This window comes from Methylophaga sp. (assembly GCF_009711715.1).
Taxonomy (GTDB): Bacteria; Pseudomonadota; Gammaproteobacteria; order Nitrosococcales; family Methylophagaceae; genus Methylophaga.
In genome coordinates this window covers 1-26,677 of the sequence record NZ_VENF01000007.1, presented here as the reverse complement: position 1 = coordinate 26,677, position 26,677 = coordinate 1, and the positions used below count along the sequence as shown (strand labels likewise).

The window sequence follows — 26,677 nt, the reverse complement described above, 5'->3', positions numbered from 1 at the left end:
AAGCCCGCATCCTTTCGGGGGATGCGGGCTTTTTTTTTGCCTGTTAGTTTTGAGGCTTTCCGGCTTCGCCCCAGTATTTCAATTTACTGGTTTTTCCAATCCCCGGATTGAATGAATTGGTCGGGTCGAGCTTTCGGTAAAAACTTTTCAATGCGTCCTTGGCAAAGTATTCCTGGCCCACATTGTGCTCGGCCGGATATTCAGCACCACGCGCATCAAAAAAGGCCAGCAGCTCCTGTTTCAGCGCTTTGGCATCCACGCCTTTTTTCAGAATGTAGTTCTGATGCATCACATGGCAGAACAGGTGACCGAGATACAGCTTGGCTTCAATCTTGTCCTCGATTTCCGGTGGCAGAACTTCCAGCCATTGTTCTTCGTTACGACGCAGTGCGACGTCAATAGTCATCATTGGCCCGAACTGTTTGCGCTTCATGATGTGATAACGGCCCACCGCGCCCCCGGCGACGAAACGATTCGGAATCGCTTTTTCGCCTTCGCGCTTGGTGCATTCAAAAAAGTCACCATCATTATTTTTAAAGAACTCAGTGAGATAGGCCCGGGCTTCCTCCACGCCATCATTGTTCATTTCCAGAATCCAGTGATGGGCAAAGCGGTCACGGTACTCGTCCATGCGTTTAGGCAGATGATTCGGCCACAGGTAACTCATGTACTGCATAATGATGTCCGATAGCTTGCTCGGCAGAAATTTGAATCTGGCGGCGATGCGATCAACGCTGCGTTTCATCGCAAACAACTTGGGAATATATTTTGAACCCAGCTTATCGATGACCAGGAAAGTGTCCTTGCCGTATTTCTTACAGACATCGTAATAATCCCGGCCCAGATATTCGCCCGATACCGGTAGGTTTTTAAAACCGGAGAGAATATCCCGGCGCATGGTCGCCAGCACGCCAGGATCATTGGTACCGATATAAAATACCTGCTCTTTCTTCGCGATCGGGTAGGTATCCATACGCACGGCGAACACGGCCAGCTTGCCGGCACAACCGGAGGCTTCGTGCAGTCGGCGGCCATCATTATTGAAACGGGCCGGTGTATCTTCATCTACCTGTCTGACACGCTCGTGATACTCATCATCTGAAGCGCGCTTATCCGGAAACTGGATATCCTGCTCGCTGTAATTCTGATTATCCAGATTGTTGAGAATCTGTTCCGGTGTGTCACCCAGTTCAATCCCCAGATGATTGACCAGTTCCAGTTCACCATTGGCATTTATCTGCGCATACAGCGACAGTTCGGTGTATGCGGGTCCGCGCTGGACCAGCGCACCACCGGAGTTATTGCAGATCCCACCGACAATCGAAGCCCCTATGCAGGATGAACCAATCACCGAATGCGGTTCACGGCCATAAGGGGCCAGAGTTTCTTCCAGTCCGAACAGCGTACTGCCAGCCAGACCGATAATCTGACGCGCGTTATCAATCAGCTGAATCTGGTCGATACGCATGGTGTTGATAATCACCACCGGACGATCATAATCCTCACCATTAGGCGTTGAACCACCGGTTAAGCCGGTATTGGCAGCCTGCATAATCACAATGACATCTTCTGCCACACAGGCTTTAAGTAATTGCCACACCTGCAGCAGTGTTCCGGGCCGGACCACGGCGAGCGCTTTACCTTCACCGAAGCGAAAACCTTTGCAATAAGGTGCCACTTTGGCCGGATCTGTCAGCGTATAGCTGGCGCCAACCACGTTCTTAAACTGGTCAATAAGTGTGCTGTGATTTGCTAACTCAGGCATTTTTGGTCTCTGTCACGTTTCTTGTTAACTCATCAATTCTATCACGTCGCAATGCGTTACTATGTAGCGGTTTATTAGCCTCAGCAAACTCATTTCCAGCCGGGATCACAAAATGGCTTTTTATCAGATTGCCCTACTCGCCCTGTTGCAGGGCCTTACAGAATTCCTGCCCATTTCCAGTTCAGCTCATCTCATTCTCGTCCCCATCATTGCGGACTGGCAGGATCAGGGACTGGCGTTTGATGTCGCCGTGCATGTTGGCACCCTGACCGCAGTACTGCTTTATTTCCGGCACGATATCAAGACGATTCTGATTGACTGGCTGGCGTCGCTGAAACAGAAAAAAACCGTGGGTGACAGTCGTCTGGCCTGGGCGGTCGGTTTCGGTACCGTGCCGGTAGGTCTGGCGGGCCTGCTATTTTCCGATATTATCGCTAGCAGCCTGCGCAGTCCGCTGGTCATTGCGACAACAACGATTGTGTTCGGCCTGTTACTGGGCTGGGCTGACTGGCGCGGCAAAAGAGTCCGTAGTGAGCATCAGCTTAACTGGTCAGATATCCTCTTCATCGGTGTCGCGGAGGCGATTGCGCTGATCCCCGGTACGTCCCGTTCCGGTATTACAATCACCGCCGGCCTGATGCTGGGACTAACCCGTCAGGCAGCGGCGCGCTTCTCATTTTTGTTATCCATCCCGGTCATTATTCTGGCCGGTGGACTTGAGGTGACAGAGCTCGTACAATCATCGCTTCCTGTCGATTGGACAGCATTGATTTCAGGTGCTGTATTTTCGGCTGTCAGCGCTTATCTCTGCATTTTTCTGTTTTTGAAAATGCTCGACCGTATCGGCATGTGGCCATTCGTCATTTACCGCCTGATACTGGGCGCTTTTTTACTCTGGCTGTTTCTGTAAAAGCTGTTGACAGTCCGACTATGAATGCGTAATATTCTCCCTCTTTATTTGGACCGCTTGCGTAATTATCAGGAGCAATTCGCGGATGAAAACCATTAGTGCAAAACCAGCAGAAGTTCGTCGTGACTGGTTCGTTATCGATGCTGACGGCAAAACCTTGGGCCGTATGGCAACTGAGATCGCCCTTCGTCTGCGTGGTAAACATAAAGCGATTTACACGCCTCACGTTGATACTGGTGATTACATTGTTGTCATCAATGCCGAAAAACTGCGTGTAACCGGTAATAAAATGAAAGATAAGATTTATCATCACCACACGGGTCACATTGGTGGTATCAAATCTATCTCTCTGGAAAAGCAACTGGACAAAGCGCCAGAACGCGTTATCCAGACGGCTGTTAAAGGCATGCTGCCCAAAAACCCACTGGGTCGGGCCATGTTCAGCAAGCTGAAAGTTTACGCTGGCACCGAACACCCTCACACAGCACAACAGCCTAAAGCGCTGGAAATCTAAACGGATATCAACATGGCAGATTCACACTACGCAACAGGTCGTCGTAAAAGTTCTACCGCTCGTGTATTCCTGAAACCAGGCAGCGGTAACATTTCGATCAACACTCGCACACTGGAAGACTACTTCGGTCGTGAAACATCACGCATGGTCGTTCGCCAGCCTCTGGAACTGGTCGACATGCTCGACAAGTTTGACCTGAAAATCACCGTTCGCGGTGGTGGTAACAACGGTCAGGCCGGTGCAATCCGTCACGGCATCAGCCGTGCACTGGTTGAATACGACAACGAACTGAAAACTGAACTGCGTAAAGCCGGCTACATCACTCGTGATGCCCGTGCCGTTGAACGTAAGAAAATCGGCTTGCATAAAGCGCGTAAACGTCCACAATTCTCCAAACGTTAATTGTCCGGACACGTCTGTAAAGACAGAAAAGGTCATCCCAGTGGATGGCCTTTTTTTTGTGCGGTCATTGTCAGATTGTTTTCAGTCATGCTATAAAAATTGAACGCGTAGATAGATAGCATGGAAGGTACAATGAAAAAAATATTGATCAGCGGACTGATGGCGCTGAGTTTTCCCTTTATGGCAATTGCTGAGGAAGAGTCTGCCATTGCCATTTCCGCCGGTGGCTACGACGCTTTTGACAGCGAAGACAATGCGGTAGAAGTCGGAATTGAATATCGCTTTGCTCCGTCCCCTAACTTTTATAACCTGATTCCTGCAGTCGGTGCTTCAGTGACATCTGATGGTGCCTACTGGGCTTATGCCGGGATCCGTTATGACTGGTCACTATCAACAAACTGGCTTGTGACGCCACACTTTGCGCTGGCGGCCTATGAAAATGGCGCTGGCGTCGATCTGGGCTATGGCCTCGAGTTCCGCACCGGCCTTGATATCGCTTATCAACTGACTGATAAGAGCCGGCTGTCACTGGGTTATTACCACATGTCCAATGCCGATTTGGGTGATGACAATCCGGGCGCTGACTCGATTATCGTCAGCTACAGCTACATGCTGGACCAGTAATCACAGCTCTTTATAGAGCAGACCCTTGCCTTCCGGCTGCGTTTTGAAACGGCGATGAACCCACAGATACTGTTCGGGTGAACGGCGTATTTCCTGTTCCAGCCAGTCATTGATACGCTGGGCATCGACCAGGTCATCACCGGTGGGATAATCATCCCAGGGCTTGCCGATAGTGATGGTATAGCTGCCGTCTTTTTCGCGGCGAGGTACGAAAGGCACAATTCTGGCTCCGGTCATCTTGACCATTCTTGCCGTGGCCACAATCGTCGCTGCCTGCACACCAAAGAACTTGGCAAACACGGCCGTACGTCTGCCAAAATCCTGATCCGGGGCATACCAGACCACTTTGTTTTTCTTTAAAGCCCGCAGCATGGAGCGTGGATCATCACGCAGTACAATGCCTTCGCTGTGGAAAGTCCGGGATCGCATCATCACCGCATTGAACAATGGATTTTTTAACTGGCGGAACATGACATAGGCCGGCGTTTTCAGCATGATCAAACGTCCGCCCAGCTCCATGCTGGTGAAATGCCCAGTGAGCAGAATCACGCCCTTGCCTTCTGCCTTGGCCTCCTCCAGATGTTCCAGTCCCTCATAACGGACCCGGTTCAGCAGTTGCCTGTCACTGGCCCACCAGCTCATCGCTGTCTCAATCATCATCATGCCCATCGTGGTCAGACTCTGCTTGACCAGTTTCTGCTGTTCGGCTTTGCTGAGTTCAGGGAAGCTTAACTCAATATTGCGGCGGGCAATTTTGGCCCGTGAGCCCATAAAAGGACGCATCATGAGACCCAGTCCCTGACCAATGATGACTTGCAGCCTACCGGGCAGGTAGACTGACAGACGCATCAGGATCAGCCCCAGCCAACTTGACCAGTAGCGCGGGTGCAGGAACTGTTTCTGGAAAATTTTCATCTGGGCGTGTTCAGTACTCAAGGTTGCGCCTATGCTATCATTCCTGCTCGATTTCCGCTTAGCCAATGAGTCTGAATTGAGATTTTTATACAGCTTTGTTTTTATTCTGGCGGTACCGCTGATTCTGCTTCGCCTGTTATGGCGCGGTAGCCGCGCTTCTGCCTATTTCAAACGCTGGGATGAACGTTTCGGCATCAAACCTGCCCCCTCAGCCAGCAAACCGGTACTGTGGCTCCATGCGGTCTCGGTTGGTGAAGTGGAAGCGGCCAGGCCTCTGGTGGAGGCGCTTCAGGCTCAATATGATTCACACCAGATTCTGATAACCACCATGACGCCGACTGGCAGTGCCCGTGTCACCAGCCTCTATGGTGACAAAGTGCTGCATTGCTACCTGCCCTATGATTTGCCTTTTGCCGTCACTCGTTTTCTCAAGTCAGCGCGGCCGGAACTGGGCATTATCATGGAAACCGAGCTGTGGCCGAACCTGATACATCATGCCCATGCACTTGATATTCCTCTGGTGCTGGCCAATGCCCGCCTGTCGGCCCGCTCTGCGGCCGGGTATCAGAAAATCGGCAAGCTCACCCGCGTCATGCTGCAACAGTTCAGCTTGATTGCGGCACAGTCTCAGGATGACCGGCAGCGGTTTATCGCACTGGGTGCTGATAAAGAGAGTGTGCATGCGGTGGGCAACCTCAAATTCGAAATTGCGCTGCCAGCGAGTCTCAGTGAAGAAGCAGAAGCACTGCGCAGTATCTGGGGTAACCGGCCGGTGTTTATTGCCGCCAGCACCCATGAAGGTGAAGATGAAATTATTCTCAATGCTTCCCGCAAAATCCGAGCTGCGTTTCCGGATTTACTCCTGATCCTGGTGCCTCGACATCCTGAGCGCTTTGACAAAGTGGCAGCGCTCAGTCAGCGCAGTGGCTTCAAAATCCTGCGGCGCAGTGAGAATGGCATGTGCAGCCGTGACATTCAGGTGCTGGTCGTCGATACCATGGGCGAACTGCCGCTGTTTTACGGTACCGCAGATATCGCCTTTGTCGGTGGCAGCCTGGTGCCGAGGGGTGGCCATAATCTGTTGGAACCGGCAGCACTGGGCCGCGCCGTTATTATTGGTCCGCATTATTTCAATTTCAGTGAAATCAGCCGTCAGTTTCTGGAGGCCGATGCCGCCATTCAGGTAAACGGCAGCGAAATGCTGGCGGATAGGGTCACCGACTTGCTCAGAAACCCGCAGAAACGCGCCGACATGGGCCAGGCAGGGCAAAACCTTATCAAGCAAAGTCAGGGCGCCAGCAAACGATTGCTCAATCTTATCAAACGGCACATTGATGTCTGACGACAACCACTGGATGCAACGGGCATTGGAATTGGCCCGTCATGCTGAAGCCGAGGGCGAGGTGCCGGTAGGTGCCGTTGTGGTGCTCAACGGTGAAATCATTGGTGAAGGTTGGAATCATCCGATTACAGCCCACGATGCCACTGCACATGCAGAAATTATGGCGCTGCGCCAGGCCTGTCTGTCGCAGCAGAATTACCGTCTCCCGGGTGCGGATCTTTATGTCACATTAGAACCGTGTGTGATGTGTGCCGGCGCGCTGGTGCATGCTCGTATCAACCGGGTGGTGTATGCCACCGCCGAGCCCAAAACCGGTGCTGCCGGCAGCTGTATTGATGTGTTTTCGCTACCCAATCTCAATCATCGTGTGCAATGTGAATCCGGGGTCATGGCTGGTGAAAGCAGTCAGCTGTTAAGGACCTTTTTCCGGGCACGACGTTAGAGATACTTCGCGACTATCGCTCTATCAGGTGCCTCGCCGGTATAAGGAATGAAAACCTGGTGACCGCTACCGGGCGCAACTTCGACCGGTTGCAGATGTTGATCCAGCATCTGATCCAACTTAAATTCCCGGTTACCTGCAGGCGTGATCAATTCCAGTCTGTCACCGGTGGCGAAGCGGTTTTTCACATTCACTTTCAGTAGTTGTCTGTCTGCATCAATAGCCGTCACTTCACCGACATACTGCTGGCGCTCACTGCTGGAATAACCATGCAGATAATTCTGCTGTTCCTGGGTAGGATGGCGCTGATAAAAACCGTCCGTATAACCTCGGTTGGCAAGGTTATCCAGCTTGCCGATCAGGCTCGGATCGAAAGCCCTGCCTGCCATCGCATCATTGATGGCCTGACGGTAGATTTGGGCGGTCCGGGCCACATAATAGACTGACTTGGTGCGCCCTTCTATTTTGAGTGAATCTACCCCGATCTTTACCAACCGCTCGATATGCTGCACCGCACGCAGATCCTTGGAATTCATGATGTAGGTGCCGTGCTCATCCTCAAAAATCGGCATCATTTCTCCGGGACGGTTTTTTTCTTCTAGCAGGTACACCTCGTCTGCCAATGGATGCCGTTGCTGACCGCCACAATCCGACAGACCGCTCTGATTCATGGCCTCGAAAGCCTGAAAGTCGATTTTCCGGGGCGCGTCATCATTGCCGTCACTGCCATGTGTCTTGTATTCCCAGCGGCAGGCATTAGTGCAGGTACCCTGATTGGGATCACGATGGTTAAAGTAACCTGACAGCAGGCAGCGACCCGAATACGCGATGCAGAGCGCGCCGTGAACAAACACCTCCAGTTCCATATCGGGACATTGCTGGCGGATTTCTTCAATCTCGTCCAGCGACAGTTCACGTGACAGGATGACCCGGCTCAGTCCCAGCGACTGCCAGAACTTCACCGCCTGGTAATTGACGGTATTCGCCTGAACCGACAAATGTACCGGCATCTCCGGCCAGCGCTCTCGCACCATCATAATCAGCCCAGGATCGGCCATAATCAAGGCATCCGGCTGCATTTCAATGACCGGCTCCATATCTGTCATATAAGTCTTCAGCTTGGCGTTATGCGGCATCAGGTTACTGGCGACAAAGAATTTTTTGCCCAGCTTATGCGCCTCTTCAACTCCATGCGCCAGCACCGGCAGTTTGTGAAAATCATTATTTCTGACACGCAGACTGTAACGTGGCTGGCCGGCATAAACCGCATCAGCGCCAAAAGCATAGGCATACCGCATATGCTCGAGACTGCCGGCGGGAAGTAATAATTCAGGCGCGTTCATCGGGAATAAATCCACATAAAAAAAGCGTGAATTATAATGGTTTTATGAATTTTGCCAATAAAAACAGGGCTATTTAGCTTCAGCAAAAACTCTGTCAGGTGCAATAGGGTCGATAACAGGCGATAATTATGACGTTTGTGTAAAGAGGATGTTTCTTGAAACGCCTACTGATTTTTCTGCTGGCCGTTGGCATGACCGCGGCTTGCAAAGAAGCCCAGCCCCATCTTCAGGAAATCCAGGATCGTGGCGAGTTGCGCGTACTGAGCCGATACAGTCTGACCAGCTACTATGTCAAAGGTGACACGCTGGCCGGATTTGAGTACGAGCTGGCGCAGCGTTTTGCTGAGCGGCTGGGTGTCGAACTCAAAATTATTGTGCCTGAGAATCTGAGCAATGTGCTCAGACTGATTGAGGAAGGCAAGGCAGATATTGCGGCCGCCGGACTCACAGTCACCGAACAGCGCAAAAGTCATATCCGGTTTGGTCCGGTGTATCACGAAGTCACACAGCAACTGGTCTATAAACATGGCACCGGAAAGCCGGAAGATATTACCGATATCACTGACGGCCAGCTGGAAGTTGTGGCCGACAGCAGTCATGTCGAGCAGTTACAGTCATTGCAGGAAGAAATTCCGGAACTGGACTGGCGGGAAAACGTAGAACTGGATAACAGCGGCCTGCTGGAACTGGTTCAGCTTGAACTGATTGACTACACCGTGGTGGATTCCAATGAAATGTCGGCCAACCAGAGCCTGTTCCCCGAACTGCGCGTCGCCTTCGATATCTCTGAGCCACAACCGCTGGGCTGGGCGATGCCCTTGTCTGACGATGACACACTGTATCTGGAGGTGCTCGATTTTTTCCATGATATGGAAGCTTCCGGCGAGCTGGACAAGCTGATTGAGAAATACTACGGCCATATCCGCCGCTTTGATTATGTCGATACCCGCGCCGTCCACCGCCGTATTCAGACGCATCTGCCGCGCTACAAAGACCTGTTCCAGCAGGCTGGCGAACAGTTTGGTTTTGACTGGCATTTGCTGGCAGCCATGTCCTATCAGGAATCCCACTGGAACCCCGAAGCGGTTTCCAGCACCGGTGTCAAAGGCCTGATGATGCTGACCCGGGCGACGGCCAAAGAAATGGATGTGACCGACAGAGAAGATCCGGAACAGAGTATTTTTGCCGGGGCAGGCTATCTGGCTTCGATATATGAACGTCTGCCTGACGGAATTCAGCCCTCGGACCGAACCTGGTTTGCGCTTGCCGCCTACAATATCGGTATGGGTCATCTTGAGGATGCCCGGGTATTGACTGAAATACAGGGCAAGGATCCCAATCTGTGGACCGATGTCCGTGAGCATTTACCCCTGCTGTCCAAGCAGAAATGGTTTTCTCAGACCCGTTACGGCTACGCCAGGGGTAGCGAACCGGTACGCTATGTTCAGAATATCCGTCGCTATCTGGATATTCTGCTGCATCATGATGACGCTGCGGTGCCGGCGCTTTCTCCGCCTCCGGTGGAAGAGCCCTTACCGGCTGCACTATAAAAAAAGCCCGGATAAACCGGGCTTTTCCTGATTCTCAGCATTCTGTTTGTTGTTAGCGTGCCTGCTCTATCAACATATCGACCACCTCAAACAGTTGCTCGCTGCCACCGGCGCTGCTGGCATTGGTCCGGTACTTGCCTTCAACAATGAAAGCAGGCACACCGGTAATGCCGGAAGTACGGCTCATGATCAGGGCATTTTTGACTTTGCCTTTGACGCTGAAAGAATTCATGGTCTTGGCAAACGATTCACGATCAATGCCCTGTTCTTCAACAAAATCCAGTAACTGCTCTTCTGTGCTCAAGCGGCGTTTTTCCACATGGATTGCATTGAACAGCTTGGGATGGAGCATCTCCAGATCACCGCTTGCTTCAGCCGCATAATAAACACGGGCCAGTTCCAGCCAGCTGTCACGGAAAATCGCCGGTACCTTCACAAACTTCACATCGTCAGAGAGCGTTTTCTTCCATTCTTCAATTTCCGGCTCCAGCGCAAAACAGTGCGGGCAGGTATAGGAAAACATTTCCATTACCACAACTTTGTCCGCATCGTTGGTCGCCATTTTTTCTGCTGTCGGGAAATAGTGCGTGCCTTCCACATAGGACATGGGCACTGCCCAGGCAGAGGCAGAAACAAAGCCGGCCAGCAAGCCGGCTGCCAGCGTTGAGAACAGTTTAGTCATTGATATATCCTTTTATTTAAAGCGTGCCGTAAGAATGCAACCCGGATAAAAACATATTGACACCGAGGAAGGCAAACAGGGTCACAAACAGACCTACAATCGCCCACCAGGCCATGGGGCCGCCGTGCCAGCCCTTGGTCATTCGCATATGCAGCCATGCCGCATAATTCAGCCAGACTATCAGCGCCCAGGTTTCTTTCGGATCCCAGGACCAGTAACCGCCCCAGGCTTCTGCTGCCCAGAGGGCACCCAGAATGGTGGCCAGCGTGAAGAAAGCAAAGCCCAGCGCGATGGTTTTGTACATCAGGTCATCCATCAAAGCCAGTGAGGGCATCTTCTGTACCCAACGGCTGACCGAGGCTTTACCGGTTTGTCTTTCCACCAGTAGGTAAGCCACGCCAATCATGGCCGCCATCGCAAAAGCGCCATAGCCGATGAAATTAGCCGGTACATGGATTTTCATCCAATAGCTTTGCAGCGCCGGTACCAGCGGTTCAATTTCATGCGCCTGACGGTCAAAGGTGTACCAGAGCTGGAAAGCGACTGCGGCACTGATGACCAGCAGAACAAAACCGCCCAGGCTGCGTGTCTGATAACGGCGTTCATAGAAAAGGTAAAGTAAGGCCGTCACCACCGCGAACAGAATAAAGACTTCGTATAGGTTACTGACCGGAATGTGACCGATGTCTGCCCCCAGCAGATAAGACTCGCGCCAACGGACCATCAGACCAATCATTCCCATTGTGGTGGCTGCCCAGGTCAGGAAGCTGGCGACTTTTTCTGTGAATTCGGAATGGAAAATCAGCCCGCCGAAGTAGGTCACGGTGGCCATCACGAATAATGCGCTCATCCACATAAAGGCCGACTGGCTGGCAAGCAGATAATTCAGCCAGAAACTGGTTTCAGCATGCCCCAGATCGCTGCCATATAACGTTACCGCGATCAGACTGAGTACAGCCACGGCCACCGTGTGCCAGCGATAGCCAGGCCAGTTCTGTCCCAGCCAGGCCATACCGACCGCAGTCAGGATAATGATTGAAACTTCGTAAACATCGAGAATATCGCCATAAAAGCCGAACAGCCCAATCGCTGACAGCGCCATCAACAGCCGCCAGCCCCAGGCAACCAGGCTGGTTTTTTCTGAATCAAGGGTAGAAAGTTGTGTGCTCATATCCATCTCATAATGCGCTGTCGCACGTAGAACCTAAGAACATCAGTCAGCAGCAGAGTTCCGCTGCGTCGACTGCAATTGCGTATGAATTTGCTCAAAATAGCTATCGAATTCCCGCGGGTTACGATTGGTCATGCCGGCCAGATCAATCCGCGTCTGTTCACCATCACGGCTGAGCCAGGCCCAGAAGCGGCGTTGCGGCAGATAAAACAGCAGAAATACGCCGGCTATCAGAAAGGCACAACCCAGATAGACAATATTTTTGCCGGGTGAACGGGCAATCTGCAGACCGGTTGATTCAATGTGATTATAGTCGGTCAAAGACAGGTAAACCGGTGAACCATAACGCGGTAACGTGCCCACCGCATCAATCGCATCCTGTAAAAACAGCAGCTGCGATTCTGCCACGGCCTCCTCCGGTTCCAAGTCGAGACTGTTCAAATAAATCCGTCCCAGCATTTCTCTGAGCATGGCCAAATAGGCCGGTGCCAGCGTATCACGCTCGGCTTCCGGTAGGCTCTGCTCAATAAAATCTCGTACTTCATCAAAACCACCGCGCACAAACATCGCCATCAGGGTTTCCAGTGTCCGCTGCAGGCTGTTTCCGAGTATGGTGTCCTCCTGACTCTGCAGGCTGACCAGTGTTTCATCTTTCATTTCCGCTGCGACAGCTGCCACCTTGTCTTCATCATGCAGGGCATGCAGGAAATCAATAAAGCCCTCGATACTGCCATCTTCATCAGCCGGCAGATAGAGGTAAGCAAACTCCTCGGACGGGCTGCCACGTACTCCGCTCAGGAAAAAGTCACGACCGTCACGCTCCACCGGATACATATAATTTTCAAACTCCAGTGCTTCACCGGTACCTCGACGCAGCTTGAACTGGATACTGGGACCGAAGTTGCGAACATTTTTTGGGTCGTCCTCGGTCGGGTCAGGATTGATATTAAACGGCCTGAAACCGGTGACTTCCAGTTGCAGTTCCCTGTCACCCCAGAGCATCTGGCGGGTTTCAAAGACCTTGGTCTCTAATTCCGTCGGCTCGGCCTGACCAGCAAACAGCGGCCAGGCATTGATAGTCAGTTCCGAGCCACCGTCACCAAAACTCGCCTGGTAAATCGCATAGCCCTTATGGATAAGCGGATGGTTCACCGCGATGGTCTGTTCCAGCGGCTGTTCAAGATCCGGGTCATAAATCACCAGATCCGATTCAAATGATTTGGGTTGACCGGTGGGATAATGCTCAATACGGAACTCTTTCACCTCGATGGTAAAAGGCAGATTCTGTACCAGGTAGCCATCGCGCATCGGTAGATAAGCCACACTGGCAGCGCGGCCTTCAGGAATACTGACACTGCCGCGAAATGCCTGCGGCCCGACAGCCAGGCGACTTTCCTTGGGGATCTGACTCAATGGCAGGTCTCGGGTCTCGATTTCCAGACGACCCTGCCATTCCGCCATTTTAAGCGGCAGATTACTGTCCATCAGGCCACCGACACAAATCACGATAATCGCCACATGGGTCAGGATATAGCCGAGCCGGTTCATGCCGCCGCGCATTGCCGACACAAGGCGATCTTCGCCTTTTTCAGTGATACGGGTACGAAATCCCTGGGTTGCAAGCCGGTCACGTATCGCTACGGTATTGTGCTCAAGCTCGCCCGGCTGATGCCAGTGCGCATGATGATGCATACTGCGCAGGGATTTATGCTGGACATGGGTCCGCAGGTTGAACATGTCCTTGAACATGGAAGGGGCGTGACGGATCACACACACCGTGGTGGAAACCACCAGCAGAGTCAGAATAGCCAGGAACCAGAGCGCACTGTAGACATCATAGAGACCCAGAGCCTCGAACACTTCAAACCAGTAAGGTCCGAATTTAATGACATAGTCGGGGTATGGCTGGTTCTGCTGCAGCACGGTGCCAATAACAGACGCAATCGCGAGTGTTATCAGCATGGTGATGGCAAATTCCATACTGCCCAGGAAGTGGAACACTCGCCAGGCAAAGGAACGACGCGGCAGTTGCGAGTCCTGTGATTGTGACATGGGGGAGCCCCTGTTTCAGGTCAGACCTGAATTCAGCCCAACTGCACGGAAAAGCCGTGCAGTCGGTGAATTTGTGTATTTAGGGTTTCAAACCGAAGACGTAGGCAGAAACCGCCTTGATTTCCTCTTCGGTCATTTTGCTGGCGATGTCACGCATCATGCTGTTGGAGTCATTGGCACGCTCACCCTTGGCAAAAGCATGCAGTTGCGTTTCCACATAAGCACTGTACTGTGACGCCAGTTTGGGCCAGTTAGCTGCAGGGACACCGCTGCCGTTAGGGCCATGACAGGCCATGCAGGCAGGCACACCGCTTTCTTTATTACCACCACGGTAAATTTGTTCGCCGGCGGCCAGCAGATCTTCAGATACAGCACCCGGGGCGGTTTTCTGACTGGCGAAGTAAGCGGCCAGATCTGCCATATCCTGTTCTGACAGATTGGCGGCCATGGGCGCCATCAGTGCATTCTGGCGATCACCGTTTTTATAATCCATCAGCTGTTTGATGATGTAGCCTTCATGCTGTCCTGCCAGTTTAGGGAACGCATCAGACAGGCTGTTGCCATCCGTGCTGTGACAGGCGGCGCACACCGCTGCTTTTTCCTTACCTGCCGAGACATTACCGGCAGCCCATACAAATGGAGTCGTACTCATCGCCATGCCCAGCACAGCGGCCATCAACATTCTTTTCATCTTCTCTACCTGAAAACTAAGCAACTTGCATCTTTAAAACTTTGGGTATGCTACTCTTGTTGAGATTTTTTTTCACCCAGAATGGTTCCATGACACAGTTTTACCGAAATGCCTATTATAGCGGGAGTGCGACCAAACTGTCCCAGTTGCCTGAGGACGATGGTTTTGAAGTCGCATTCGCAGGCCGTTCCAATGCCGGCAAATCCAGTGCTATCAATACGATCACGGGCATCCGGTCACTGGCAAGAACAAGTAAAACTCCCGGCCGCACACAGATGATTAACTTCTTTCATCTCGACGATCAGCGGGCGTTGGTCGATCTTCCCGGCTATGGTTATGCCAAAGTCCCTGAAGCCATGAAGCTGAAATGGCAGGCCACACTGGCAGAATATCTGGAAACGCGACAATCTTTGCGCGGCCTGATGTTGATGATGGATATCCGTCATCCGCTGAAAGAATTTGATCTGCAAATGCTGAGCTGGGCCAAACAGGCTTCGCTGCCGGTACATATTCTACTGACCAAGTCTGACAAGCTTAAACACGGCGCTGCCAGAGCCGTTATGCTGGACGTGCAGAAAAAGCTCCAACAGGCAGACCTGACAGCAACACTGCAGCTGTTTTCATCGCTGAATAAAAGCGGTCGTGATGAGGCAGTAAGCAAACTGAATCAATGGTTTGAAATCGACACAGTGATTGCCCAAGAGTAATACCGCATGAAAAAAGTCCCGCTCGAAAGTCGTCGACAGTTTCTTCAGTACACGGCTTTAAGCGGCGCTTTTGCCGGGTTCAGCCTGCCGGCATTGTCAGCACAGTCCGACATCGACTATCGTGACATTTTGCCTGAGTCGATGACCCAGGCCGGGGCCGGCTTTTCCAATTACGGTCAGCCCTCACCCTACGAAAACAAAATCATTCGCTGGATTTCCGCCAACCCGGACACACCCGGCAATGGTGTTTCCTGGTCACCTCTACATGAATTGCAGGGCACGATTACACCCAACGGCCTGCACTTTGAGCGACATCACAACGGCGTACCCGATATTGATCCCGCCACCCATACGCTTTTGATCGATGGCCTGGTTGATACACCGCTGAGTTTCACTGTCGAGGCCCTCAAACGTTATCCGCAACAATCACGCATTTGCTTTATTGAATGCGGTGGTAACAGCAACAGCAGCTGGCGCAGCAGGCCTGTAGAAACGGCAGCAGGCTACACCCACGGCCTGGTTTCCAATGCTGAGTGGACTGGCGTTCCGGTTAAATATCTCTTGCAGGAAGCCGGCATCAAAAACAATGCCAAATGGGCTGTCGCCGAGGCGGCGGACGGCGCCTCGCTCAATGTCAGTATCCCGCTGGAAAAACTACTCGATGATGCGATTCTGGCGCTGTATCAGAATGGAGAACGGCTTCGGCCGGAGAACGGTTATCCCCTGCGGCTGGTTCTGCCAGGCTGGGAAGGAATAGTTAACGTCAAATGGCTGCGCCAGCTTCGGCTCACTGAAGTACCTGTCATGTCACGTGATGAGACCGCCCAGTACACCGACCTGATGCCAGACGGCACTGCCCGCCAGTTCAGTTTTGAAATGGCCACAAAATCACTCATTACCTCTCCTTCTCATGGCATGACCTTGCCGGACAATCCCGGTGTTTACCAGCTGACCGGCCTAGCCTGGTCAGGTCAGGGCAAAATCAGCCGGGTGGAAGTATCAGCCGATGGCGGTCAGAGCTGGGTCGATGCCGAACTGCAACAGCCAGTACTAAGCAAGGCCTTCACCCGTTTTAGCCTCCCCTGGCAATGGCAAGGGCAATATGCTGTTTTACAGAGTCGTGCCACTGATGAGACAGGCTATGTGCAGCCCAGCCGTGACGAACTGTTCGCAAAACGGGGTAGCCATGGCTTTTTTCACTTTAACGCCATCATCAGCTGGGAAGTCAGCGAGGACGGATTTATTTATCATGTTTACCCGGATTAGCCTGACTATGGTCTTATTAAGTTTGCTGCCTGCCCTGGCAGCGCAACCGCTCTATCAACCTCTGGGCCAGCCGGCTTCTGATCTGAGTGACAAGCCGGAATGGAACCTGACCATCTCCCCGGATGGACAAGGTCTGCCAGCCGGTTCTGGAACAGCCTCACAGGGCAAACACATATTCGAACAGCATTGCGCTGCCTGTCATGGTTTCGGCGCTATCGGTGGCAGCGCCATGCCTCTGGTCGGTGAGGTCGGCTCGCTCGCCAGTGAATACCCTGAGAAAACGGTGAACAGCTACTGGCCTTTTGCCACCACCCTGTTTGATTATATCCGGCGCTCAATGCCACCCTCCGCCCCATTCTCTCTCAACAGTAATGAAATCTACGCACTTTGCGCTTATATTCTGAGTCAGGATGGTATAATTGAAGCTGATGTGGAACTCAATGCAGTCACACTACCCCAGGTAACGATGCCTAATCGGAACGGCTTTTCTGCCACCTACCCACAATAAATGCTGAAATGAAGGATCTGTCTATGAGCCCTCGCTATGCGCTTACTGCTACGCCTGCTCCAGAGCTATACAACACCCCGAAACTGGGCATGAGCAGCAGTGACCTGGTCAATGATTTCAAACGCTATTACGGCACTCACCTGGCGCAGGATAAAGGTTGTGCTTCCGGTCACTATCTCTATTCGGCGCTCGCGTTAACCCTGCGTGATCGTCTGTTCAACCGGATGAAGCATACCAAACACACCTATGCCGAAGCCCAGTGCAAACAGGCCTATTACCTTTCCATGGAGTTCCTGATGGGGCGGGCGATGGGCAATGCCGCATTAAACCTTGGACTGGAAAAAGAGACGACCAAAGCCCTTAACGAACTGGGTATGAGTTTCGAAGAGCTGATTGAAATGGAGCATGATGCCGGCCTGGGTAATGGCGGCCTGGGCCGTCTGGCTGCCTGCTTTATTGATAGTTGCGCGACGCTGCAACTACCGGTCACCGGTTATGGGCTACGCTATGAATACGGTATGTTCCAGCAGAAAATCGTCAATGGCTATCAGGTGGAAAAACCGGATCACTGGCTGCGTGACGGCAACCCGTGGGAACTGGAACGGCCCGAATTCACCCAGCGGATCAAATTCGGCGGCCACACTGAGTTTCATCGTGACCATGACGGTGAACTCCGAGCCTACTGGGTCGAGACCAATGATGTCCTAGCCGTGCCCTATGACTTACCGGTGCCGGGTTATCAGAACGGTACCGTCAATAAGCTGCGCCTGTGGAAAGCCGCTGCCACCGATGAATTCAACCTGGAAGACTTCAATGCCGGTTCTTACACTGATGCCGTTGCGGCGAAGAACGAGGCGGAAAACATCAGCATGGTGCTTTACCCGAATGATGCCAGTGAGAACGGCAAGGAACTGCGTCTGCGCCAGCAGTATTTTCTCGCTTCAGCGAGCCTGCAGGATATTCTTGATTACTGGGTGACGACCCATAGTGAAAAGTTCGACAACTTTGCCGACAAAAACTGCTTCCAGCTGAACGATACTCACCCGACCGTGGCGGTGGCAGAACTGATGCGGCTGCTGATGGATGAACATGGCTTGAGCTGGGATGCCGCTTGGGATATTACCAGCCACACCATGGCTTATACCAACCATACCCTGTTACCCGAGGCACTGGAACGCTGGCCGGTCAATATGTTCGGTCGTCTGCTGCCCCGCATTCTGGAAATCATATACGAGATCAATGCCCGCTTTCTGCGCGAAGTCGCCAACCACTGGCCTGGCGACAAGGAACGACTCGCCAGAATGTCGATTATAGAGGAAGGCCCGCAGCAACAAGTTCGCATGGCTCACCTGGCTATTGTCGGCAGCTACTCGGTTAATGGTGTTGCCGCCCTCCACTCGGAACTGCTGAAAAAAGGCCTGTTCCATGATTTTTATGAACTGTGGCCACAGAAATTCAACAATAAGACCAACGGCGTGACTCAGCGCCGCTGGCTGGCCTGGTGCAACCCGGATCTGAGTCAGCTCATCAGTGAAACCATCGGTGATAAATGGGTTACCGAACTGACCGAGCTCAAAAAACTGGAGAGCTACGCCCATGACGCCGCATTCCAGCAGAAATGGCATGCCGCCAAACGCCTCAACAAGCAGCGGCTGGCCGCACTGGTTCAACAAAGCTGCGGAGTCGAGTTCAACCCGGATGCGATGTTCGATATTCAGGTCAAACGTATTCATGAATATAAACGCCAGTTGCTGAATGTGCTGCATGTTATTCACCTATATGACCGCATCAAACGCGGCGACACAGAAGGCCTGACCAAACGCTGCGTGTTGTTTGGCGGTAAAGCGGCACCGGGCTATGTGATGGCCAAGCAAATCGTCAAACTGATTAACAATGTCGCCAGCATCGTCAATAACGATGAAGAGGTCGGCGACTGGCTGAAAGTTGTCTTCCTGCCCAACTACCAGGTCTCTGCCATGGAAGTCATCTGCCCTGCCGCTGACTTATCAGAACAGATCTCCACTGCCGGCAAGGAAGCATCGGGTACCGGTAATATGAAGTTTATGATGAACGGTGCCGTGACCATTGGTACGCTGGATGGCGCCAATATTGAAATCCGTGATGAGGCGGGTGAAGACAACTTCTTCCTGTTCGGGCTGACCGAGTCTGAAGTGAATGAAGCAAGAAATGGCTACAACCCCCGCTTTATTATCGATAACGATGCCGATCTGCGCCGGGTTGTGGATTTGCTGGAGTCTGGCCACTTCAACCAGTTTGAGCCGGGGGGCTTTGATGAGGTCATTGCCGCCTTTACCAGCCCGCATGACCCGTGGATGACCGTCGCTGATTTCCGTAGCTATATCGACGCGCAACAACGGGCGTCTGAGGCCTATGAAGATAAACCACGCTGGCTGGCGATGAGTATTATCAACAGTGCCAATAGTGGTAAATTTTCCACTGACAGAACCATGGAAGAATACAACAACGAGATCTGGCGACTGGAGAAAATCAATCCCCAGTATTAGAAGTGGTTGCCGGGTTAGTGTCCCGGCATAGCCCATCTTTTGATGCAGAACGGTGTCAAAATACGTATAATCTGCCGCTCTGATTGATATTCATCAATATGCGCCCGTAGCTCAGCTGGATAGAGTATCGGTTTCCGAAGGCGGCACTCACCGCTTTTTCGGGCACGAAGGGCAACAGTCAAAATTAGGTTAAAATAGTTTCAAAATTTTATAAGCGCCCGTAGCTCAGCTGGATAGAGTATCGGTTTCCGAAGCCGAGGGTCACAGGTTCAAGTCCTGTCGGGCGCGCCATTTTGACCATCAGCCAAAACCGTCACAAAACCCCAAAATCGCCCTGTGCCCATTCTGTGCCTAGTTCGTGCCAAGTCATACCTGGACTTTGAAAGCTCGACTTATTCAATGAACATTAGCCGCATATCTATGTTCTATCTTTCAGGTGGGTATATTTTAGATAAATACGATTCTCAGTAACCGAGAACAGTCGATTATCTGTGGTACTTTAAATGTGAATTTTTTGCTTCAATGATGCGATGACATAATCGATGTCATTTCGGGATGTCTCAAATCCCAAACTGAATCTTACAGAAGACTCCGCTTCTTCCGGCGAGAGCCCTAATGCTTTCAATACATATGAAGACTCAATAATGCCAGAGTTGCATGCTGATCCTGTCGATGCAGCCAATATGGGTTGAAGTCTATTCAGAAGGTCATGGGCGTTCACCCCTTCAAACCGTACATTCACATTACCTGGATGACGTTGTTCTCCAACAGCTCCATTCACTGAAACTCTGGCAGAATGCAGGTTGAATAAACGCTCAATGAAATAATCTCGCTTTTCTTGAAGCGCTATTTTTTTTTGTTCAAATTCACCATCATTAACTAAACCGCAGGCATAGCCCATGCCTACACATAGTGGCGTTGGGACAGTACCGGAGCGTAAACCGTATTGTTGTCCTCCCCCATTTATGAGTGGCTCAATCTGATTTTTGAGATCACGCCGAATGTATAAAGCACCAATTCCTTTAGGGCCATATATCTTGTGTGCTGAAAGACTAAGTAAATCAGTTTCCGTTCCAAAGTTAGCCATATCCATCGCTAATGGAGCTTGAGCACAGTCACTGTGAAATAAAATATTTGATGACTTGAGCAGTCCACTAATTTTATTGACGTTTTGAATGGTACCCACTTCATTATTTACAGCCATAATTGAAACTAGCAAGACATCATTATCAAGCAGAGATTCAAGTTCACTAATACGAACTAGTCCATCCTCATCTACGCCAACGACATCGATTTGAAAGTCATATTCAGACTGAAGTTTACGAGCTGAATCAATAACACACTTGTGTTCGATGGCACTGATGATTATTCGTCTTCTCTTCCCGCCTTTTAATAACTCAGACCTTGCTAGGCCAAAAAGAGCCAAATTATTTGACTCTGATGCTCCTGAGGTAAAGATGATTTCATCTTTATCTACACCAATCATGTCTGACACTTGCACAGCCGCTAATTCAACTGCCTCTGCACTTTTCCATCCATAGATGTGATCTGAGGAGTGCGGATTTCCAAAGTTGTCCGTGAAATACGGCAACATTTTTTCCAAAACCTCTGTGGCTACTGGAGTTGTGGCTTGGTAATCCATATAGATGGGTTTCTTTATTTCCATATTTATCAGCAACTTATAGATAAAGTTATGTTTATTTGCGTATAAATCAATACCTTACTGGACGCTACGACCAGTAAAATTGACATTAGTATATCGCTATACTAGAGTCACCTGGACGAAACATCCAGTAGGGAAAGATCACCAATGGCTAGAGTGCCAACCTTTCAAGATAATTACCAACCTCAGTTTTCAGGCCATGAGACTTTCCCACTTAGATACGGATGGTTAAAAAAGGTCTTCGACAGAGTTTCTCAAACTGAAAATCAAGAAAACAATCGTCAAAAATGTTGGGGAGACGATGCCATCGCAGAGTTTGGAGTCGGTAAAAACATGGTCAGCTCCATGCGTCATTGGGCAAAACTTTGTGATGTCATTGAGGAAGTTGGCACCAATAAAGTAGAGACTACCAAATTTGGCCAACTTCTCTTTGCAGAGAACGGCCTTGATCCATATATGGAAAGCCCTTCTTCTTTATGGCTGATTCATTGGCACCTAGCACGCAACGATAAACTGACCACGTGGTTCTGGTTCTTTAATTATTTCGTCGGAAATAAATTTGAACGGGAAGAACTTGTCGACAAGTTAGAAAGACAAGTGAGTGAACACCAATGGTCTCGAGTCGCTAGCAAAACGCTAAAAAATGACGTCGGCTGCTTCATAAGAACCTATGTGTCTCGCTTGCCTACAGTTAAATCTAACAATGATGACTCCTTAGAATCGCCGTTGACTGAGTTGGGCCTTATTAAGGCAAGTAGTAAGAGCAGTTTTCGGATAGTTCGAGGTCCGAAGTCTTCTCTCAGAGATGATATTTTTGTTTATGCATTAATTGATTATTGGCTTAGTCACTTCCCAGACTCTTCTTCTCTATCTTTTGAGGCTATAACACACCAGCCAAGTAGCCCCGGAAAAGTATTTGCCTTAAACGACAATGACGTAATCGATCGTTTGATCATGCTTCAGGAGATCACCAACGGTAAACTTCGTTGGTCTGAGACTGCTGGACTCAAGCAAGTAATAAGAACAACTAAACTCGATGAAAACATGAAATTTGGATTTTTAATAACAGCTTTCGATGCCCAGTCTAGGAGTCATACCGCATGAAGACTCTAGATACTCGAGTGCAAATTTCCAGACGCTTCCAACGCTCAATTCGAATTGATTCAGACCTAAACCAAGTATCAGCAATTGAGGGCTACATCTGCCCAGAGTCGTCAAAGAAAGTTCTCACCTCGATGGCGCATCATGTAATTGAAAATAAGCATGGTGCTTTCACTTGGACAGGCCCATACGGAAGCGGTAAGTCTAGCCTTGTCGTTGCAATGAACACACTTTTAAGTAATGACCAAAAATTAACAAAGTCTGCCACCGAAATCTTTGGAAATGAACTCGTTCAGACCTTTAACAAAGCTTTCCCAAAAGGTACTGAGGGTTGGCAAGTATTACCTGCAGTTGGAAGAAGAGATTCTGTGCTCAACATCCTTGGTGAAGCGCTACAAGAGCATGGTTTTGTTAGTAAACAACCACGCGGAGGCTGGAACGAACGCTCACTTATAAAGAGACTGCTTGAGATTGCCCAATCAAATTCTAACAAGCATGGTGGGCTTGTTATTTATATTGATGAATTAGGCAAAGTTCTCGAAGCATCAGTCCGAAATGGATCGGATGTATTTGTTTTACAAGAAATCGCTGAAGCCGCCAATAGAAGTAATGGCCAGCTTGTGGTCGTTGGTGTTCTTCACCAAGCATTTGAAGATTATGCTAGGCGGCTGTCCTATGAGGCACGAGATGAGTGGACCAAAATTCAAGGGCGTTTCGTCGATCAGATTGTTGATATTGCTGGAGAAGAGCAAATTCATCTCATCTCTAAGGCAATTGAGGCAGATTCAATTCCTGATGGCTTTTCAGCTATCGCTGAAACTATCGCTAACATTACAAGACGCGAGCGACCTGATGAAGCATCGCTTTACTCGAATTTATACACCGAGTGCTGGCCACTTCACCCAATTGTAGTGAGTTTACTTGGTCCAATATCAAGAAGGCGTTTTGGCCAGAATCAGCGGAGCATCTTTGGCTTCTTGAACTCCGTTGAGCCATACGGTCTCCAGGACTTCCTTAAACGGGCTACTGGAGAGCATTTATATAGCCCAGACCTACTTTGGGACTACCTGAGAACTAACCTTGAGCCCTCTATACTCGCATCTACTGATAGTCATAGATGGGCCACAGCTGTTGAAGCCATAGAGCGGTGTGAACTGATCGGTGGTGAAGACACACATATAAGGCTACTCAAATCTATTGCAGTAATTGATTTGTTCAGAGAAAGATCTGGGATTGTTGCCAACAAAGAAACGCTTAGCTCTTGCCTTCTGAGTGTTGAGTCTCATCGCATCGAAAAAGCACTATCAGATCTACATAAATGGTCTTTCACACTCTATAAAAAGTTTATCGGTTCTTATGCCATATTTGCTGGCAGTGATTTTGATATAGAAAAAGCTATTCGAGAAGCTCTCAATGAGCTATCAGATGTGAACTTCGACCGCCTTAAGTCACTTGCAAATGTTCATCCGATAGTCGCCAAACGCCATTATCACGAAACTGGCGCCTTACGTTGGTTTGATGTCAATATTGTTCCAGTCAAAGACATTCAAGAATACGTATCAAAAACTTCTGAAAATCGGGGAGCTATCGGTCAGTTTCTTATCGCTATTCCAACGCAGGAAGAAAAGAAAGAATTATCACTAGAGCTCTGCCAACAAGCTGCTAACACGAGGGAAGACGTTGTTGTAGGTCTCTCTGAGCGGTCGTGGAATATTATCCCTCTTGCACAAGAGCTTTTTGCTGTAGAAAAAATTAGTCATGATGAGAAATTAGCTGGCGATTCTGTTGCACGTCGAGAGGTTGATGCTCGCCTTATCGAACTTCAATCAATTTTGGAATATGAATTAGAGCAGGCTTTCGATAGTTGTGATTGGTTCAGGAGAGACGAAAAACCTCAAAAACTGCGGTTGTCTGAGCTGAATCACCTAGCATCATCTATAGCAACAGAGCAATTCCGTCTTTCACCAAAGCTCAAAAATGAGCTCCTGAATAGAGAAAAACCGTCTGGAAGCGCTATCGCCGCGCAAAACAACTTGCTGAGGCGAATGGTTCTAAACAATGGCTTACCACGACTCGGTATAGAGGGTTTCCCCGCTGAAGGTGGTTTGTTTGCATCGTTACTTGAGTACACAGGTCTATACAAAGCAAAAGGGAGTTCTTGGATATTTGTGTCTCCCGAAGAGAAAAATGAAGCTAACTTATCTCCACTTTGGAAGGTCACCCTCGAATACATCAAAGAGAATGCCGATAGGCCCATATCTATCTCAGAAATATTTGATAAATGGGCCTCGACACCATACGGCTTGAAAAAAGGCGTTATGCCAGTTCTGGCTGTAGCCTTCATACTCTCTGAAAAAGAGAATCTCGCAATTTACAGAGAAGGAATATTTCGGCCCAATTTTGATGATGTCGATGTAGAGTACTTAGCCAAAGATGCTAGCGCTATTCAAATTCGATGGATGGACTTGTCGGAATTATCTAAGGAACTGCTGTCTGGCTTAGCCGATATCGTAAAAGAGCTAGACCCTTATGCCACTCTTGAGCATTTTGAGCCTTTGGATGTTGCTCGTGGTCTGGTAGCTGTTTACGACCAAATACCTAATTGGTCTAAACGAACTAACCGTCTATCGAAAAATGCAGTTCACGTTAGAGAGCTTTTCAAACGTGCAAAAGATCCCAATAAGTTTTTGTTTGATGATATTCCAGCAGTTTTAGGCAAAGATCCTACCAAAGCAAATAACTCTGACATTGTTGCAGCCGTCACTGCCGTCAAAGAAGGACTTGAAGAGTTAGTTAGTGCCTATCCTTCCATGCTCCAGAGGTTACGTGAACAGATGCTCTCAGAGTTGTTGGTTCCGAATGACTCAGCACAAGCCATTTCTGAACTTCAAGCGCGAGCTGAAAACGTAAGAGATATTGCCGGAGACTTTAGATTAGATGCTTTTGTTGGCAGGCTCTCTCTGTTTAATACTGATAGAGCTAGCTTTGAGGGAGTTGCCAGTTTAGCAGCAAACAAGCCTCCTCGAGACTGGGTAGATATGGACTTAGATAGAGCAGCGGTCGAGCTTGCCGAGTTATCACAGAAGTTCATCCGGGCAGAGATGTTTACTCGTGTCAAAGGTCGCTCAGAAAAAAGACAAGCGATGGCTATCATGCTTGGAAATAATGGGGGTACCACACCTATTATTGAAGAGTTTTCTGTTGCAGATACAGACAAGGAAGTTGTTGATGCGCTTGTGGAACAGTTCTCCAGTGCTATAAACCTGGAAGCCAATAAAAATCTCGACAAGAACGTTGTTTTAGCTGCTCTCGCTCAACTTTCCACAAAATATATCAACACTGACAGCACTCATACCATGAACAAAGAGGAAGCGTCATAATGTCTCAGAAAGAGAAACATGTGCTTGGGCTCTCAGGTGGACGTGACAGTGCTGCATTAGCTGTTTATATGCGGCAACAATATCCAGAGTTGAAGATCGATTATTTTTTTACTGACACCGGAAAAGAATTACCTGAAGTTTACGAATACCTAGGTCGCCTAGAGGGGTTCCTGGGTCAGCCCATCCTTCGCTTAAACCCTGATAGAGACTTTGACTTTTGGTTAAAGCAATACAATGACTTTTTACCTTCACCACAAACTCGCTGGTGCACCAGGCAGCTAAAATTACGTCCATTTGAGCAATGGGTTCGCCCCATGCTGGAGGACAAGAATCTCACTATTTATAGCTATGTTGCTATCAGAGGCGATGAAGAATACCGTGAAGGCTATGCATCCAACCATGACAACTTAATTATCAAGCTTCCTTTCAAAGATGCTGGTATCGATAAAGATGGGGTAAACGACATTTTGGAAGGGGCTGGACTAGGTTTACCTGAATATTACAGTTGGCGTAGCCGCAGTGGCTGCACATTCTGCTTTTTCCAACAAAAAATTGAATGGGTAAGACTAAAAGAGCATCACCCTGATGCTTTCGAGGATGCGAAAGCATATGAAAAGAATGCTATCGAGCATGGTTCTCCTTTTACATGGAGTCAGGGTGAATCACTTGAAGAGCTCGAGCAACCTGGGCGAGTCGAAGAAATTAAAAAAGCTCATGAAGAGAGAGTTATTCGATTCAACAAAAGAAAAGGCAATGTAGAAGATCCTTTACGTCCAAATCGTGAGCCGTTGGATATTGATGAAATGTATGGCCAATCAAAAGTTTGTATTGCTTGTCATAAATAAAAAAACACAATACTGGACCATTGATGAATACTGATAACCTCATACCTGCAATTGAGAAATTCTTCTTTGAGATAATAGGTCAGCTCTTACCAGGCATGTTACTAATCGCGGGTCTATACATATTGCCTCCAGACACCATTCCTAATAAGTATTGACCTGCTCCCCGCTTTCTAATCCACGAATAACTTAGTAATGTTCATCACTGAAAAGGAAGATGAGCATGAAAAAACGATTTACAGAAGAACAAATCATCCGGATTTTGAAAGAGGCCGAAGCAGG

22 protein-coding genes and 1 tRNA gene are annotated in these 26,677 nt (G+C 49.7%); 15 read left to right on the top strand and 8 right to left on the bottom strand.

Annotated elements, in window-relative coordinates; translation table 11 throughout:
* Window positions 1-43 precede the first annotated feature (43 nt).
* Complete coding sequence (gene dld, locus FH755_RS05535; protein WP_292439440.1) at window positions 44-1,765, bottom strand: D-lactate dehydrogenase; 1,722 nt, start codon at window positions 1,763-1,765, stop codon at window positions 44-46.
* A 112-nt stretch (window positions 1,766-1,877) separates the two neighbouring features.
* Here dld and FH755_RS05530 point away from each other — a divergent pair, with 112 nt between their 5' ends.
* From FH755_RS05530 to FH755_RS05515, 4 genes are all read left to right on the top strand, one after another.
* Entirely contained in the window at window positions 1,878-2,675 is a 798-nt protein-coding gene (locus FH755_RS05530; protein WP_292439439.1) for an undecaprenyl-diphosphate phosphatase, read from the top strand.
* Window positions 2,676-2,760: 85 nt separating this feature from the next.
* Window positions 2,761-3,189: a 50S ribosomal protein L13 gene (rplM, locus tag FH755_RS05525; protein ID WP_292439437.1), complete on the top strand. Its 429-nt coding sequence runs from the start codon at window positions 2,761-2,763 to the stop codon at window positions 3,187-3,189.
* Between the two features lie 12 nt (window positions 3,190-3,201).
* Window positions 3,202-3,591, top strand: a complete 390-nt coding sequence (gene rpsI / locus FH755_RS05520; RefSeq protein WP_292439436.1) for a 30S ribosomal protein S9 — start codon at window positions 3,202-3,204, stop codon at window positions 3,589-3,591.
* Between the two features lie 132 nt (window positions 3,592-3,723).
* A complete protein-coding gene (locus FH755_RS05515) occupies window positions 3,724-4,215 on the top strand; it encodes an acyloxyacyl hydrolase (RefSeq protein WP_292439434.1) in 492 nt (163 codons plus the stop codon).
* On the opposite strand, the gene lpxL is transcribed toward FH755_RS05515, so the two are convergent.
* Window positions 4,216-5,151 carry an LpxL/LpxP family Kdo(2)-lipid IV(A) lauroyl/palmitoleoyl acyltransferase gene (gene lpxL, locus FH755_RS05510; protein ID WP_292439431.1) on the bottom strand — a complete coding sequence of 312 codons (936 nt, stop codon included), beginning with the start codon at window positions 5,149-5,151 and terminating at the stop codon, window positions 4,216-4,218.
* Between the two features lie 10 nt (window positions 5,152-5,161).
* Here lpxL and waaA point away from each other — a divergent pair, with 10 nt between their 5' ends.
* Both waaA and tadA read left to right on the top strand, forming a co-directional pair.
* Window positions 5,162-6,472 (top strand): lipid IV(A) 3-deoxy-D-manno-octulosonic acid transferase, encoded by a 1,311-nt coding sequence (gene waaA, locus FH755_RS05505; protein ID WP_292439430.1) that lies wholly within the window; start codon window positions 5,162-5,164, stop codon window positions 6,470-6,472.
* A complete protein-coding gene (gene tadA / locus FH755_RS05500) occupies window positions 6,465-6,914 on the top strand; it encodes a tRNA adenosine(34) deaminase TadA (protein WP_292439429.1) in 450 nt (149 codons plus the stop codon). The genes waaA and tadA overlap by 8 nt, the downstream gene beginning before the upstream one ends.
* On the opposite strand, the gene yegQ is transcribed toward tadA, so the two are convergent.
* A complete protein-coding gene (gene yegQ, locus FH755_RS05495; protein WP_292439427.1) occupies window positions 6,911-8,257 on the bottom strand; it encodes a tRNA 5-hydroxyuridine modification protein YegQ in 1,347 nt (448 codons plus the stop codon). The genes tadA and yegQ overlap by 4 nt on opposite strands.
* Window positions 8,258-8,412: 155 nt before the next feature.
* On the opposite strand from yegQ, the gene mltF reads away from it, so the two are divergent.
* A complete protein-coding gene (mltF, locus tag FH755_RS05490; protein WP_292439425.1) occupies window positions 8,413-9,807 on the top strand; it encodes a membrane-bound lytic murein transglycosylase MltF in 1,395 nt (464 codons plus the stop codon).
* A gap of 52 nt (window positions 9,808-9,859) precedes the next feature.
* On the opposite strand, the gene FH755_RS05485 is transcribed toward mltF, so the two are convergent.
* The 4 genes from FH755_RS05485 to FH755_RS05470 all read right to left on the bottom strand — a co-directional run bounded on the left by FH755_RS05485 (window position 9,860) and on the right by FH755_RS05470 (window position 14,403).
* The gene (locus FH755_RS05485) at window positions 9,860-10,489 is read right to left on the bottom strand and encodes a thiol:disulfide interchange protein DsbA/DsbL (RefSeq protein WP_292439423.1); all 630 of its coding nucleotides are present in this window, start codon (window positions 10,487-10,489) and stop codon (window positions 9,860-9,862) included.
* Between the two features lie 16 nt (window positions 10,490-10,505).
* The gene (gene ccsB, locus FH755_RS05480; protein WP_292439421.1) at window positions 10,506-11,660 is read right to left on the bottom strand and encodes a c-type cytochrome biogenesis protein CcsB; all 1,155 of its coding nucleotides are present in this window, start codon (window positions 11,658-11,660) and stop codon (window positions 10,506-10,508) included.
* A gap of 42 nt (window positions 11,661-11,702) precedes the next feature.
* Window positions 11,703-13,712 carry a cytochrome c biogenesis protein ResB gene (locus FH755_RS05475; protein ID WP_292439419.1) on the bottom strand — a complete coding sequence of 670 codons (2,010 nt, stop codon included), beginning with the start codon at window positions 13,710-13,712 and terminating at the stop codon, window positions 11,703-11,705.
* A gap of 79 nt (window positions 13,713-13,791) precedes the next feature.
* A complete protein-coding gene (locus FH755_RS05470) occupies window positions 13,792-14,403 on the bottom strand; it encodes a c-type cytochrome (protein WP_292439417.1) in 612 nt (203 codons plus the stop codon).
* Window positions 14,404-14,492: 89 nt separating this feature from the next.
* Here FH755_RS05470 and yihA point away from each other — a divergent pair, with 89 nt between their 5' ends.
* From yihA to FH755_RS05445, 5 genes are all read left to right on the top strand, one after another.
* Window positions 14,493-15,110, top strand: coding sequence for a ribosome biogenesis GTP-binding protein YihA/YsxC (gene yihA, locus FH755_RS05465; RefSeq protein ID WP_292439414.1), 618 nt, complete (start codon window positions 14,493-14,495; stop codon window positions 15,108-15,110).
* Between the two features lie 6 nt (window positions 15,111-15,116).
* Window positions 15,117-16,376 carry a sulfite dehydrogenase gene (gene soxC, locus FH755_RS05460; RefSeq protein WP_292439413.1) on the top strand — a complete coding sequence of 420 codons (1,260 nt, stop codon included), beginning with the start codon at window positions 15,117-15,119 and terminating at the stop codon, window positions 16,374-16,376.
* A complete protein-coding gene (locus tag FH755_RS05455; RefSeq protein ID WP_292439410.1) occupies window positions 16,360-16,884 on the top strand; it encodes a cytochrome c in 525 nt (174 codons plus the stop codon). The genes soxC and FH755_RS05455 overlap by 17 nt, the downstream gene beginning before the upstream one ends.
* Window positions 16,885-16,907: 23 nt before the next feature.
* Entirely contained in the window at window positions 16,908-19,409 is a 2,502-nt protein-coding gene (locus FH755_RS05450; RefSeq protein WP_292439408.1) for a glycogen/starch/alpha-glucan phosphorylase, read from the top strand.
* Between the two features lie 214 nt (window positions 19,410-19,623).
* Window positions 19,624-19,700, top strand: a tRNA-Arg gene (locus FH755_RS05445).
* 208 nt (window positions 19,701-19,908) lie between these two features.
* Here FH755_RS05445 and FH755_RS05440 read toward each other — a convergent pair.
* Complete coding sequence (locus FH755_RS05440) at window positions 19,909-21,075, bottom strand: cysteine desulfurase family protein (protein WP_292439406.1); 1,167 nt, start codon at window positions 21,073-21,075, stop codon at window positions 19,909-19,911.
* A gap of 144 nt (window positions 21,076-21,219) precedes the next feature.
* Between FH755_RS05440 and FH755_RS05435 the strand changes: the two genes are divergently transcribed.
* Genes FH755_RS05435 through FH755_RS05425 form a run of 3 tightly spaced genes read left to right on the top strand, consistent with a single transcriptional unit; the run spans window position 21,220 to window position 26,398 of the window.
* Complete coding sequence (locus tag FH755_RS05435) at window positions 21,220-22,176, top strand: DUF4007 family protein (RefSeq protein ID WP_292439404.1); 957 nt, start codon at window positions 21,220-21,222, stop codon at window positions 22,174-22,176.
* A complete protein-coding gene (locus FH755_RS05430) occupies window positions 22,173-25,553 on the top strand; it encodes a hypothetical protein (RefSeq protein ID WP_292439402.1) in 3,381 nt (1,126 codons plus the stop codon). The genes FH755_RS05435 and FH755_RS05430 overlap by 4 nt, the downstream gene beginning before the upstream one ends.
* Complete coding sequence (locus tag FH755_RS05425) at window positions 25,553-26,398, top strand: phosphoadenosine phosphosulfate reductase family protein (protein WP_292439397.1); 846 nt, start codon at window positions 25,553-25,555, stop codon at window positions 26,396-26,398. Before FH755_RS05430 ends, FH755_RS05425 begins: the two co-directional genes overlap by 1 nt.
* Window positions 26,399-26,677: the final 279 nt, after the last annotated feature.